We start from the raw sequence: 15,195 nt of genomic DNA on the forward strand, positions 1-15,195 counted from the left end.
ACCTTTTCTTAATGAATGATTTTACTTCCTTTTGCATTCTCAACAAATTTTTCACTTGATTTGTTAATTGGTGTTTTCAGTAATAACGCAGCAACAATCATAACTACTACGAAAACACTTAACACAAGTAAATCTCGTGTTACGATATCCCAAAGCATTCCGCCAACTGTTTCACGAATTGCACTAATTGCATACGTGAACGGTAAGAACGGATAAATTGCTTGGAAGAACGCTGGTGTCATTTGAATTGGGAATGTTCCGCCCGATCCTGCTACTTGCAGTACAAGTAAAATGATCGCCATCGATTTCCCAACGTTTCCGAAAATAGAAACGAGTGAGTATACGATACAAACGAAGACTCCACCAATAAATAAACTAAATAACACAAACCAGAACTTATCGACTACGTACGTACCGAGTAAGAATATATCTCCCATCGATACGATAAACGCTTGTGAAAGACCTATCGTTAAGAATGTTAATAAACGTCCGAAGTAAATTTCATGGCTCTTATAATTCGCGCCCTCTTCGTGTACTTCTACCGTTAATAATGAAACCATTAATAATGCGCCTACCCATAATGCAAGCACTGTATAGAATGGTGACATTGCTGAACCGTAGTTCGGCATCGCAAATAATTTATTCTCTTTTAAATTTACCGGATTCGCAAAGTAATCACTTTGCTTCTCAACATCATTTTTCAATAAGCGTATGATGTCTTTTAAATCCTCTTCAGATTCAAAATCACGAATTTTATCTGCTAATTCTTTAATCTTTTTCTCAGTAGCTGGCATTTCAGCTTTAATGTCTGCTAATTTCTTTTTACCATCTACTAAACCTTTTGATGAATCTTCTAGTAATTTTTTAACATCTGGAAGCTTTTTGTCTGCCTCTTTTAAAATTTGAGATGTGTTTTTAGACATCTCTTTTGTGCGAGCAATTGCTGCATTGAAATTTGGAGTGATTTCTGAGTCATATTTAGCTAAAATGTCACCAATTTGGCCCGAAACACTTTTAGACACTTGATTAATACTTTCAATAACATCTGCTGCTGGTTTTTGACCTTTATTAATAGCGTCAATTCCTTTATCAGTTAAATCCATTCCTTTTTGCAAACCATCTTTTGCTTTATTTAACTTAGAAATTGTACCATTAAGGTTTTTATCACTATTCACATCAGCTAACACTTTATTTGTACTTTCCAGAACTGGAATCATGTCATTAACTAAATTCCAACTTGCTTTAAACTGCCCATTTAATTCATTTAAGGCTACTTTTGTAGAATCTAAGCCGTTAACACCTTTATTACTTAAATCTTCTTTTGCCTTTTCAAGACTGGTTTTTAGTTTTGCATAATCCGCTACAGCCTGATCATAGTTCTCTCTACCATTGTTTAATATCTCATTAGCCTTATTTATATCTTGATTTAAATTGCCTCTAAGCTGCTGAGCATCTTCTTTTACATTGTCAGCCTTATTTTTCAATTGCTCAGCTGTGCTTACTGCTTTTTCAAAATCTGCTACAAACGTCGCATTATAATCTGCTTCTGCTTGATTTACCAAGTTATTTATTGCATCTAACTTTTTATTAGCAGCATCTCTGACATCTTGTTTCACTTCTTGCCCTGTACCAATAATATTAGCGATATCTTTAACGCCGCCATTTGCATTTTCTATAGCTGATTTAAGATTCGTTAATTTATCTATTCGTTTTTGGAAGAAGTCTTTTCCAGAATCAGTTGGTGCAAATTCCTTAAATTTAGTAAAGACATCAATTAAATATGAAACACTATCTGCACGACCTTGAAGATTTTCAGAAACCTTATTAAGGTCTTGCTTTGCTTTTTCTGGATCAAAATTACCATTTTGCAATCCGTTTATAACGCCTTGTGCATAAGTTGTTCCGACACGTATTGAACTAAAAACATTATTTACAGTTTGATTAATATTTTTAGCAATATTTTTATATCCCTCGCCATTCACTTGCGGTAACTCTGGAAGTGTTGGTATTTGCGGGATGGTTATATTCGGTAAGTCTGGGAACTTGGATGGATCTGGAAGTGCCAGATTGAAATCCAATGATGGATTCTTTAAGAAATCCGTAATTGCCGCGGCACCATCTAAACCTTTTTGCATTACCATTAAATTATTCTTAATAGTTCCTGGAGCACGTTGCAATGTTTCATCATTTCTCGCAAAGAATTTATCTAAATTCCCTAACGCTTCTTGCCCATCATTCATAACACTCTCTACAACCGGCAACTCTTTTTGCGCCACTTTCACAATATCTTCTGCTCGAGTCGCATCATCTAACGCCTTATCCATGAGTGTATTCATTTCTGGGAACTGCGCTTCTAACTTAAATACAAGATCTTTTACTTTTTCGATACTTGGTAAGTTTGTTTCTAAATCGATTCCAAGGTCATTGAAAATTTTAAAAATCTCACCGTTTGCTGTTTTTACAAAGTTTTTACTAATTTCTTCTGTAATACCTGATGCACCTTTTGCTGTAATCTTCGGTGCAATCGCGTTTACTTTTTCATTCACATAATAATCCAGTTCTGGTTTTTTCGGATTTTCATCCAGAACAGTTGCAATTTTTTCAGAGAAGTCTTTTGGAATCGTAATACTTGCATAATAATCCCCACGCTCAACTCCGTAAATTGCTTGTTTTTCATCTACAAATTTCCAGCCAAGATTTTTGTTTTTCTTAAGGGAGTCTACAATCTCTTTCCCGATATTAATGTCTTTCCCTCTTAAATTAGAACCTGCATCTTGGTTAGAAACTGCAATGGGAACCTCTTTTGTATTTCCATACGGATCCCAAGAAGCTTTAATGTTAAACCATGCATATAACGATGGTAAAATCATTAATCCTAAAACAATAACAATTGCAGCCCAATGTTTGGCTACATTCCGTAAATCTGTCTTATAAATACGCCAAATCTGTTTCATAGAAGTTATCACCTAATTATATATTTTTCCTTCTTTAGAAAATGATACATACATTTTGCAATTATATCACTTTCTACATCGTGTATTAACCAAAAACGTACTATTTTTTCCCATTAACTTTCACTTACTTCATTATATAACGAAGTGAGTGAAAGTATGAATACAAAATGACCAAATCGGTTTTACATTCAATAATAACAAATATATATGAAATGTCATAAAAAATACAAGTGTTTTCTCTTGGAAATACTTGTATTCCTAAAAAAAATCCTCACAGCTTTTATTCTCTGTGAGGATTTCTTCTATTATATATCCAATTGAACCTCTACACCGAAATGATCTGAAATTACATTTCTGTTTGTACCATTAAAAATAACTTTTGAAGAATGAACCTTTTTACTTTGGTTACACAATATTAGATCGATTCGCAAACTATGTTTATTTTCATCCCAACCAGCAATCTCGCCTTGGACGGTCGTTCCTTCATCCTTCTCTATTGCTAATTCATATGTGTCATACAACCCTTTTTGCATCATATACTCATAACCTTCGCCTTTCAATCGAGCATTGTTATTAAAATCTCCCATTAAGAAGGCGAGCTTATTGCTATCTACACGCTCCATCAAACGATCGACTTGACCTTTGAATGACTCTTCTTCATCATTCCACCAACCGAGATGGCAAGAGTAAAACGTTACATCCTTACCATTATAAGCAAGTGTTGTACTTACAATTTTACGCGTTTTCCAATACGTTGTATCCTCGTTTTCTGAAATAAAGAACGTATCTTCTTTTATAATATTATGCTTCGTTATAATCGCTAATCCTTCTTCATACACGTCATAACCAATATGAGAGAAATCCCAAGTAATATTGTAATCTTTTACATGTAGCGCTTTTAACTCTTCTAATAGTAAAAGTCCAAAATTATCTTCTTTCTTGTTACCGCATACATTTTCAGCTTGTATGGACTGACTTACTTCTTGCAATGCGATGACATCGTACTCTTCTTCTTGAATTACTTTAGCAAGGTATTGTATCTTTTCTATTTGATTCTCTTCTTGCCAAGAATGACAGTTTAAAGTTAGCAATTTCATATTATTACGCACCTAACATATCTTGAATGTCTGACTTTAATACGTCAGCTTTCGGACCATATACCGCTTGTACACCTTTATCTTTTACAATAAGCCCTAAAGCACCATTTTGTTTCCACTGTGCTTCTGGTGCAACAACATCTAAGTCTTTTACTGTTACACGTAAGCGTGTCATACAAGCATCTACGTCAGCAATATTTTCTTTTCCACCTAATAAATCGATAACTTTTGTTGCTAATGAACCGTCTTGTACATTTCCTGTTCCTTCTGATGCCTCATCTTCATTATCAATATAGTTACCTGCACGCCCTGGTGTTGGTAAATTGAATTTTTTAATTAAGAAATTAAATAGTGTAAAGTTAAGACCGAAGAACACTAATGAAACAATAACAAAGTTGATTAAGTCTCTTGTTAAACCTGCATTAACCATCATTGGTGTACGAGTAATTAACTCAATAAATCCAAATGCATGAACACGTAAGTTAATTAAATCAGCTAGCGCGAATGCAAGTCCTGTTGTAATAGCATATACAACATATAATACTGGAGCAATAAACATGAACATGAATTCAATTGGTTCTGTTACACCTGTTAAGAATACTGCTAATGCTGCTGATAAAAACATTGGTTTATATTTTGCACGCTTTTCTTTATCAACGTTACGGAACATCGCAAATGCAATCCCCATTAACGCTGCTGTTGAGCCGATAACTTGTCCAGCTTTGAAACGAGCTGGTACAACGTTATTTAATAAATCGTTATATGCCTTCGTATCTCCATTTGCTAATAAATTATTTAAATCTGTAATCCATGCAAGCCATAATGGATCTTGTCCTGCTACAACTTGTCCAACTTTTGAACCAGTTAGCATCGTATATGTTCCGCCTAGCTCTGTATAGTTCATCGGAATCGTTAACATATGGTGTAAACCAAATGGTAATAATAAACGCTCTAACGTTCCATATACAAACGGTGCAACAACTGGTGCACTATCTTTTGAAGCTGCAATCCAGCGACCAAATTCATTTAACCCACTTTGGATGAATGGCCATAGAAGTGATAATACAATCGCAGTAACTGTAGACCAAAGAATTACAACGAATGGCACAAATCGTTTTCCATTAAAGAATGCTAATGCCTGTGGCAGTTTATTATAGTTATAATATTTGTTATATAGATTAGCTCCTAAGAAACCTGTGATAATCCCCACGAAAACTCCCATGTTTAATGCTGGTGCACCAAGTACAGAAGTAAAATAATCTTTTACAAGTAAATCTCCTGCTATTACTGAAGAAACTGTCGCTTTTGAATCCGCTAACATTTGAGCGTTTACGCCAAATATAGCTCCTGTAATTCGGTTTGTTAAGACGAATGCTAATAGTGCTGCAAATGCACCGCCTGCACGATCCTTCGCCCAAGATCCCCCAATTGCTACTGCGAATAAAATGTGTAGATTTGTAATGATTGCCCAACCGATGTCTTCCATTACGCGAGCAATTGTATGAACTGCGTTAACATCCCCAGCAGACATCCCAATTAACTTACCGATGGAAATCATTAAACCGGCTGCTGGCATTACAGCTACAACAACTAATAACGCTTTCCCGAACTTTTGCCAAAAATCAAAAGACGTAATTTTCATCTGTTCTTCCTCCCCTTTATTTATAACAACATAATGATTTAAATTATAATTTCTGTTCCCTTTATGAAAACGATTCCTTATATTACTTTATTTTTATCCTTTACGCAACCGTTTTCATAAATCTATTTTAATAAAAGCGTTTTCACTTTGCAATAGAAATTTATTTTTTTTCATAAAAAAAGATGCTCAAAGAGCATCCTTTTTTATTATGAAATGCGATAAACCCTTGTTTCATAAGGTTTTAAAGCAATTGTTGTTACTTCTTCATGTTCCGCAACTTCATAGTTATTTAAAAGCAAACGTTTGCGTTCTAGTGCAAATGAACCCTCATTATACACAGCTTCCTCTTTTGAGATATTACTAATTACAATGACTTTTTCATCCTGTAACGTACGTGTATATGCATAAATTTGTGGATCGTCTTCTAAAAGTAAATCGTACGTACCATAGTTCAGTACATCGTGCTCTTTTTTCAGGGCAATCATTTTCTTATAGAAATTGAAAATAGACTTTTCTTCATTTTTTTGCTTTTCAACATTAATTTCTTTGTAATTTGGATTCATGCTAAACCAAGGTGTACTTGTTGTGAAACCAGCATTCATCTCATCATTCCACTGCATAGGTGTACGTGAATTATCGCGGCAAGAAGCCCATATAATCTCCATCATATCTTGATGTGGTACGCCCTCTGCAATTTTCTCGCGATATAAATTTTTAATTGCTACATCATCGTAATCTTCAATATTTGGTAACTGAACATTTGTCATACCAATTTCTTGGCCTTGATAAATAAACGGTGTACCGTGCATAAAGAAATACATCGCCCCTAGAGCTGTTGCACTTTCACGCCAATATTGTTTATCATCTCCCCATGTTGAAACGATACGTGGTTTATCGTGATTCTCAATATATAAAGCGTTCCATCCTTTATTTTCTAATCCTTTTTGCCATTTCGTTAATACTTTTTTCAATCCTACAACATCAAGGTCTTTCTTCTTCTCTGCATCCCATAAACTTAAATGTTCAAACTGGAATACCATATTGAACTTACCTTGCTCTTCTCCAACCCAAAGCTCAGCATCTTCAATCTTAACGCCATTTGCTTCACCAACAGTCATAATATCGTACTTAGAGAATGTATTTTCTTTTAGCTCTTCTAATAAAGGTTGAATACCTTTCACATTCATATGTTTATCAAAAGATGGCACATATTTTAACTCTTTTGGATTTGGCATATCCTTAAAGCCTTCTTCTTTTTTAATATGACTGATTGCATCAACGCGGAAACCATCAATACCTTTATCAAGCCACCAATTAACCGTATCATATAGTACTTCGCGAACTTCTTTATTCTCCCAGTTCAAATCTGGTTGTTTACGTGAGAATAGATGTAAATAATATTGTTCTGTTTCTTCATCATATTCCCATGCCGAACCATTAAAAATACTTTCCCAGTTGTTTGGCTCCGCACCATCTTTACCATCATGCCAAATATACCAATCACGCTTCGGATTATCTTTAGATGAACGTGATTCAATAAACCATGGATGTTCATCACTCGTATGATTAATAACTAAATCAATAATAAGCTTCATATCACGCTTATGAACTTCATCTAGTAAAGCATCAAAGTCTGCCATTGTACCAAACTCATCCATAATATCTTGATAATCACTAATATCATAACCATTATCATCATTAGGCGACTTATACATTGGACAAATCCAAATTACATCTATACCTAAGTCTTTTAAATAATCCAGTTTTGCAATAATACCTTGTAAATCTCCAATACCATCACCATTTGAATCCATAAAGCTTCGTGGATAAATTTGATAAGCAACTGCTTCTTTCCACCATGTCTTATTCATAGTCCTTCTCTCCTTTTGCATCCCATCAGAATTTTATGCAAACGTTTTCGTAACACTATCATAACAAAATATGAACAGTTTGCAACTGTTTTCATTGAACTCTATGTAGATTCTTTATTCTTATGCTTTATTTATTTCTCACAAAGGTAAATCTCATTCTCCACCTCTCCTTGTCCACGCGTATTACAGACATTTTTCATATATTAATAAAAAGCTCTGATTATTTTGGAAAGGAGTAAGAAATTGAAGCAAACAAAATTAACAGGTCGTATCGTTGTTCCCACAGATCCTGACTACAATGTAGCCCGAATGAATTTAAATTTAAGTATTCCAAAACTCCCTTGTATTATTGTTTTTTGTCAAAATAACAAGGATATCTGTAACGCCTTAAAATGGGCACGTGAACGTCATATACCATTTCGATTAAGAAGTGGACGTCATAGCTATGAAAATTTTTCTCTTTTAAATAGAGGACTTATTATTGATGTGAGTGAAATGCATCGCATTACTGTTAATACAGAGAAATTAACAGCAACAATTGAGGCTGGTGCAAATCTTGGCACTGTTTATAAAGAACTTTGGAATTACGGTGTTACAATTCCTGCTGGTACAAGTGCAAGCGTTGGAATTGTTGGATTAGCACTTGGCGGTGGTATTGGTATGCTTTCACGCTTATTTGGATTAACATGTGATCAATTAATGGAAGTGGAAATGGTACAAGCGTGTGGAAAATTTGGTGCAAAACCCATTCGTGCAAATGAACAAGAAAACTCTAACCTTTTTTGGGCATGCCGTGGTGGCGGTGGTGGAAACTTCGGAATTATCACTTCCTTAACTTTTCGAGTCCACCCCGTAAAAAATGTATCAATTTTCTCAATTACATGGGAATGGGAAGACTTTATTGCTGCATTTCAAGCGTGGCAAAACTGGGCACCTTATATAGATGAACGTCTCACTTCATCGATCGAATTATTCGCCAAGCAACGAAATAAAATCGAAGCACAAGGCGAGTTTGTCGGTTCTCCCTCTGAACTCCATTCCCTATTATCCCCTCTTCTTGAAACTGGCAGCCCCTCTCTCTTTATAGAAGAAGTTCCTTATATAAAGGCTGTCGAATTTTTTAATGGCGGTAACATCCCTGAAAATTTCAAGCGCTCTGGTTCCTATGTCTATAAACCTATTCCCCTTAAAGGCATTCAACTCATGCAATACTTTCTTTCTCATGCCCCAAATAAAGATGCTAGTATTTGGCATCAATCGCTCATAGGTGCTGTTGAAAATATTTCGCCGAATGAAACGGCTTATTTTCATCGTAAAGCAATTATTGCCCAAGAATACATTACCTCTTGGAAATGCGATGATGAAGAAAATCGAAATATACGCTGGGTTAAAGATTTACGAGAAAGCTTAGATCCTTATACACTAGGTGACTATGTGAACTGGCCCGATATCGACATTAAAAATTGGCAAACTAGTTATTATGGCTCTAACTTTCACAGATTGCGTAAAGTAAAAACTATGTATGATCCTTGTGATGTTTTTCATTTCCAACAAAGTATTCCTCCTTTTCATACGTGAAAAAGAGGATAACATAAAAAAATCATCCAATATACCGTTACCTCACAGTATGTTGGATGATTCAAGTTGATTTTCTATATCGTTTCAAATTCTTGCTCCTACTCATAAACTTTTACTTACAGATTAATTGTATTTCGTATCATTTTCATGCAATGAATGTAATTTAATATTTGGTACTTTATCTTTTTCCATACCTCTATTATAAGAAACAGGAACTTGAAATTCGAATTGCTTTGTCTCATGTTTTTGTAAATAGACTGGTTTCGGTACTGGATAGCTTTTTGAATTCTCGTTTGCATTATCATATAAAACAACTTTTAATGCTTGTGAATGATTACGATAATTTTTTAAAGTAACAATGCACTTCGGTTGGATATTATCTCCATTTTTCTCCATTCTACACTGGCTATCTTCTTTTTTATATTCTATTGCTTCTACCCCTGTTTTTCCTGCATAGTACCATGTTTTATTCAATGTCTGGAGGATTGTATTTAAAATAAACGGCATCATTACAATAAAAATACTAATGCCTACTACTTTTATCTTATTCATTTTTCTAAATGTACTAGACTCCTTTTTTCCTAGCCATTTTAAAAATAATATAAATGCAATTACATGTAGTATGAAAGAAACAATCAATATATTTGAGACTTTATAATCCATATAAACATACGTATGTATCGGAACCTTATAGACATTGAATAGTTTTTCCCCAATTAATTCATTATCATTTGGAATTTTTAATAATAACAAAACCCCTATACTGTAACAAATAGCTACTAATCGATCATACTCAATACGAATCATTCTTTCTCCCCTTCACTTTGTTTTTTATTATCGATTTTAGCTATTATTACCATACTATACAATCTTTTTATAGAGGATAACGTAAAAAAGTTCCTTATAAATATATAAAGAACCTTATTAATATACATTATGAATTAAAAAATCAATATACAATTTTCACATTGAGATTTCTTCAAAATATGTTGGATTGTGTATTGTAATTTTTTTATCTAAAATTGTAACAATGCTATCATTTTTTAATTGTTTTAATACGCTGCTAACTGTCTCTCGAGATGTTCCAGATATTTTGGATATTTCAATTGTTGTAAGTGGACATGAAATTACAATCTTTTCCCCACTCTGTTCTCCTAAATCCTGCATTAAATAATTTAACGTTTGGATAACACGATCTTGTGCATTAGGAATTGTAATATTTTGCACTCGATTTTCATTTAATTTTAATATAGATGATAATTGCTGAACAACGTACATCAATTGCGTTCTGCTGGATTTTACCATATCTTCAAAGATTACCGTTGGAATATAATATACCTCCACATCCGTCATTGCTTCTGCTGTATAGTTATATCCTCTGTCTGTAAACATACCACCATAAGGAAAAATAGAATACCGCTTTACATAGTCATCGTATAATAAGTTCCCATTTTGATTAACCCGCTCTAACTTTACAAAACCATCTAACATGAAGTAAATTCTTTCCCTTGAATCCCCTTCTAAAAATAAAAATTGACCTTTTTTATAAGTTCGCCAATAAACAAACTCTGTTAAGCCTTTCAATTTTTTTTCTGTTAAATGAGCAAATAATTCGAACTGCTTTAAGTCTTTCACTACGTTCCGTCTATTCATAAAATTCCCTCTCTCTTGCTGTATGTTGGAGCGAAAAATCAAGAAAGCGTATTCAATTTGAATTTTATCATAATTAACTTATATATTCAGATTTCATCATGAAAACTTTATGAACAATGAGTACAAAAAATATTGTAACTACTCAGCTTCTTCAAATAAAAAAACAGGCCAAATACATGTTTCCGATTCGAAAACATGAAAAGAAAATACTCCAATCAGAGAAAGAATCTATGCCAAATAGAGAAATTCTCTTATGAAGTCGTGTTATTCCAAGGAACCGTTCTAGTTTCTATGACTTGGTTTATCGCTTGTAAGACCGATTGTTTTTGTTTTTTCATGGTACTCATAAAGCTTCGTATCTGACAAAAAGATTCTGCGCCTTTCTTACTTCGGAAAGTCCCAGACACTTTCTGTTTTACTTTCGTCATCCGAATATCCCGTTCTGCTTGATTGTTATCAAATGGAATGGCTGGATGTTCTAAAAACGCTAGAATTCTGTCAGAATACTTGACGAAGCGATTCCATAAATTTTGAGAAGGCGTCTGCTTTCCTTTCTTCTTTTGTTTCGTGGAAAGAATCTGTTGTTCTTTCAATATGGATTGATACATAATAAACAGATTCTTTTGCGTCGCTTTTGGCATGGTACCTTCGGATTGCTTTTTCATCGTCAACGCTTGCGTTAGAAATTTCTGCATCTGTTGTGCCCATTGTTCTCCAGTACTATCTATAATTCCTTGTAAATCTCGTAAGAGATGGGCATTACATAAAACGTGACGACAATCTGTATACGCATCATACGATTTCCAACCATCATGCATCGCAATTCCAGAAAAAGATGGCAAGATTTCTCCAGCATCCATTGCTTCTTTTCCACGTTTTTGATGAATATGTTGCAATGTCACCTCCGGTGTACTGGCAGTATGTAACCATTGTGTTTTGTTTTCTACACGCATACCAGTTTCATCAAAATGGACAACAGGAGACTGCAGAATCTTTTCCTTTACTTCTTTTATGAATGGCTGCAATTGAGAAGCGAAAGCCTGTGTATGATTTACCAGGGTTCCTTCGCTTATAGAATGTCCAAAACAATCCTGAAAGAATTCTTTTGTTCGCTTCAAAGAAATGCATTGATAATGCGTTAAATAGGGAATCAGTCTTTTTATATTTGGACCATATTGAACAGGACGAGATACTGTCGAAGGAAATTGGGCTTCTTGGATAGAATGGCAATGTGGGCATTCTTTCTGTTCTACTTTATGTTCTGTCACTTCGATCTGAATAGGTGGTAAGTCATACACTTGGCGAATGCGATACCCTTTTACAGGCTCGTGGTTCAAGGAAGTATGACAACAAGTACAATATGTAGGAGAATGTGTAATCGTATGATCTGGAGTCGCTGTCAAACCAAGAGTATGTCCCTTGTGGCCCAACTGGCCACCCGTTTGACGATGAGACGGTTTGCGCAAACTTTTTGTAACGGGCTTACCCAAACCATCTGTAGAAGGTGGCTTATGACTATTTTTGGAGTTTTTTTTTGAAGCATTTTCTAGTTCTTGTATACGTTTTTCTAACTTAGAAAATGTTTCTTCAAATAAAGAAATAACAGCTTCAGGTCCTTTTTTATATGTATCTAAAATAATTTTTCGATCGACCATAAGATTCACCTCCCCTGTTTGATATACTCAGTATTTACAAATGGGAGGCATATGAAACTAGTAAAATTTAAAAAAGACACCGAAAGGTGGCTGAGTAGTTACAAAATATTAATAAATAAAAAGAATGAAGTTATTAACCTCATTCTTTTTTTTACTACTAAGTAGCGTACATAATAATTTAAACATACATGCATACATTCTGTTTTGAAATAATAGTACCAGCTTTTTCTTCTAGTGCTTCATATACTTTTTCTAAAGACGTAATAATTGTTTTTCTTTTTGGATTTGTATTAACAAAATTAATAGCAGCTTCAATTTTTGGAAGCATGCTTCCCGCAGCAAATTGTTGTTCTTCAATATATTCTTCTAATTGATTCACTGTGACATGCTCTAATTTTTTTTGATTCGATTGATTATAATTTACATACACATGATCAACTGCAGTTAAAATAACGAGCGTATCGGCATCTACTAATTCTGCTAATTTCTGCGCAGCGAAATCTTTATCGATAACCGCTTCAGTTCCTTTTAACCCTTCTTCGGAATCAATTACTGGAATTCCACCCCCGCCAACAGCTATCACTATGTTTCCATCTTCCACCAAAGAATTAATCACTTTATGTTCATGAATACTTACAGGCTTCGGTGATGGAACAACACGTCTCCATCCTCTACCAGCATCTTCTTTAAACACTGCTTTTGTTTCATCCATTAATCTTCTGGCCTCTTCTTCTGTATAAAAAGGACCAATTGGTTTAGTTGGATTTTTAAATGCCTCATCTTTTTTGTCCACAACAACGCGCGTTATAACCGTTGCTACATCTTTTTGTATATTCCGTTTTTTTAATGCCTTTTCAATCGCATTTTCCATCCAATATCCAATCATCCCTTGGCTCATTGCCCCACAAGTATCTAATGGCATTGCAGGTGTCTTTTCCGTTTCTGCAGCTTTTTGCTGTAATAAAATATTCCCCACTTGTGGGCCATTTCCATGCGCAATTACTATATCCACATCATTTTCCATTATTTTCACAAGTTGTTCCGCCGTTTTTTCCAACGCTTCTTGCTGCGCTCCCGCAGTAGCTTCTCCAGACTGTATCGCATTTCCCCCTAGTGCAACTACAATTTTTCTTCGTGCCATATTTCAGCCCTCCAGTTCATTTCGCTTTCACAGCGCTTTATAAAGTAATACTGCCTGTAATTAATCCATAAATCGCAAAGAATGCTAAAGCACCAATTGCTACGGATGATGCTAATTCCACTCGAGTAAATATTTGCTTCGAACTCTTTTGCTTTTGAACATTGTAAAAAATAAAAATACCTGGCGCATATAAAGTCATTGTTAATAATAAATACTCTAAACCAGCTGCATAAACTAACCACACACCATAAATACTTGCTATCAAACCAATTATTATATTTTTATTTCGATCTACTTCTTCAGATTTTAAGCTATGCTTCAGTTGATAAAATGCTGAAAAAGCATATGGAATTAAAATGGCTGAAGATGCTAAAGAGAATGCAAAGTTATACGCCTGATCAGAAACGACGAATGTTAACAAGAATATTTGAATTAAACCATTTGTTATCCATAATGAATTTACTGGAGCCTTATTTTTATTTTCTTTTGCGAACCATTTTGGAAATACTCCATCTTTAGCCGCTAAATATGGAATTTCAGAAGCGAGCAAAGTCCAACCTAACCAAGCACCTAATACAGAGATGACCAAACCTAAATTTATAAAGATAGCACCCCATTTTCCAACAACACTTTCAAATAAATAAGCCATAGCTGGATTTTTCAAACCAGCAATATCTGCTTGCTGCATAAGTCCAAGAGACAATAATGTGATTAAAATGTAAATGATGAGTGTACCAATTAAGCCAATAACCGTTGCTTTCCCTACATCACTTCTATTTTTTGCTCGACTGGATAAAACAACCGCCCCTTCTACCCCAATAAATACCCATAGAGTTACAAGCATTGTACTTTTAACTTGGCTGCCAACTGCTCCCCATGAAAAAGAACCAGTTTGCCCCCAAAATCCATCTAAGAATGTATCAATATGAAACGCGAAGATTCCTATGACAATAAATACAAATACAGGTACTAATTTTGCGATTGTAGTTACTAAATTCACAAGTGCTGCTGATTGAACTCCACGTAAAATTAACATGTGAACACACCACAATAATACGCTTGCACCAATAATGGATTCTACATTTTGACCGCCTTCAAAGATCGGGAAGAAATATCCTAATGAAGAAAATAATAATGTACCGTAAGCTACATTCCCAAGCCAAGCAGATAGCCAGTATCCCCACGCACTATTAAATCCCATAAAATCACCAAATCCTGCTTTTGCATAGCTAAAAATACCACCATCTAAATCTGGCCGTTTTACAGTTAGATTTTGAAAAGATAATCCAAGTGCAATCATCCCAATTCCTGTTATAACCCAGCCAATAATAATGGCTCCAGCACCAGCACCTTTTGCCATATCACTCGCTAAATTAAAGGCTCCACCGCCAATCATAGACCCAACTACAAGAGCCGTTAGTGTAAACAACCCTAATTTCTTATCTTCACCCATTCCACTCACCTGTTATGAAGTGACCTTTGTCAATAGTTTTTCACCCATAATATTTTTCTTGATGGCATACAAAAGCTTCAGAAATAAGATCTATCGACAGTTAACCACTCTGTTATTCGTGGATTGGTTACCTCAGGTTAATGGTTCGTCG

At 34.6% G+C, this 15,195-nt stretch carries 10 protein-coding genes; 1 reads left to right on the forward strand and 9 read right to left on the reverse strand.

The window, feature by feature from the left end; all coding sequences use genetic code 11:
* Positions 1-8: 8 nt before the first annotated feature.
* The 4 genes from MHI28_RS15755 to MHI28_RS15770 form a co-directional block, all read right to left on the reverse strand.
* Positions 9-2,954 carry a YhgE/Pip domain-containing protein gene (locus MHI28_RS15755; RefSeq protein WP_000810077.1) on the reverse strand — a complete coding sequence of 982 codons (2,946 nt, stop codon included), beginning with the start codon at positions 2,952-2,954 and terminating at the stop codon, positions 9-11.
* A gap of 305 nt (positions 2,955-3,259) precedes the next feature.
* Positions 3,260-4,051 (reverse strand): endonuclease/exonuclease/phosphatase family protein, encoded by a 792-nt coding sequence (locus tag MHI28_RS15760; RefSeq protein WP_000771991.1) that lies wholly within the window; start codon positions 4,049-4,051, stop codon positions 3,260-3,262.
* Between the two features lie 4 nt (positions 4,052-4,055).
* Positions 4,056-5,693: a PTS transporter subunit IIBC gene (locus MHI28_RS15765; protein ID WP_000705569.1), complete on the reverse strand. Its 1,638-nt coding sequence runs from the start codon at positions 5,691-5,693 to the stop codon at positions 4,056-4,058.
* A gap of 206 nt (positions 5,694-5,899) precedes the next feature.
* Positions 5,900-7,564 carry a glycoside hydrolase family 13 protein gene (locus tag MHI28_RS15770; RefSeq protein WP_001044700.1) on the reverse strand — a complete coding sequence of 555 codons (1,665 nt, stop codon included), beginning with the start codon at positions 7,562-7,564 and terminating at the stop codon, positions 5,900-5,902.
* A gap of 243 nt (positions 7,565-7,807) precedes the next feature.
* Between MHI28_RS15770 and MHI28_RS15775 the strand changes: the two genes are divergently transcribed.
* On the forward strand, positions 7,808-9,142 hold the full coding sequence (locus MHI28_RS15775; protein ID WP_000814907.1) for an FAD-dependent oxidoreductase: 1,335 nt from the start codon (positions 7,808-7,810) through the stop codon (positions 9,140-9,142).
* Between the two features lie 123 nt (positions 9,143-9,265).
* Here MHI28_RS15775 and MHI28_RS15780 read toward each other — a convergent pair whose 3' ends face one another.
* From MHI28_RS15780 to arcD, 5 genes are all read right to left on the reverse strand, one after another.
* Positions 9,266-9,949 (reverse strand): hypothetical protein, encoded by a 684-nt coding sequence (locus tag MHI28_RS15780; RefSeq protein WP_000619191.1) that lies wholly within the window; start codon positions 9,947-9,949, stop codon positions 9,266-9,268.
* Positions 9,950-10,105: 156 nt separating this feature from the next.
* Positions 10,106-10,795 (reverse strand): Crp/Fnr family transcriptional regulator, encoded by a 690-nt coding sequence (locus MHI28_RS15785; RefSeq protein ID WP_001081906.1) that lies wholly within the window; start codon positions 10,793-10,795, stop codon positions 10,106-10,108.
* 251 nt (positions 10,796-11,046) lie between these two features.
* Entirely contained in the window at positions 11,047-12,450 is a 1,404-nt protein-coding gene (gene tnpC, locus MHI28_RS15790) for an IS66 family transposase (protein ID WP_100910632.1), read from the reverse strand.
* A gap of 178 nt (positions 12,451-12,628) precedes the next feature.
* Positions 12,629-13,591: a carbamate kinase gene (gene arcC, locus MHI28_RS15795; RefSeq protein ID WP_000113954.1), complete on the reverse strand. Its 963-nt coding sequence runs from the start codon at positions 13,589-13,591 to the stop codon at positions 12,629-12,631.
* A gap of 37 nt (positions 13,592-13,628) precedes the next feature.
* A complete protein-coding gene (gene arcD / locus MHI28_RS15800) occupies positions 13,629-15,044 on the reverse strand; it encodes an arginine-ornithine antiporter (protein ID WP_340828072.1) in 1,416 nt (471 codons plus the stop codon).
* Between the last annotated feature and the right edge of the window lie 151 nt (positions 15,045-15,195).

Source organism: Bacillus sp. FSL K6-0268 (assembly GCF_038005425.1).
Lineage (GTDB): Bacteria > Bacillota > Bacilli > Bacillales > Bacillaceae_G > Bacillus_A > Bacillus_A thuringiensis_S.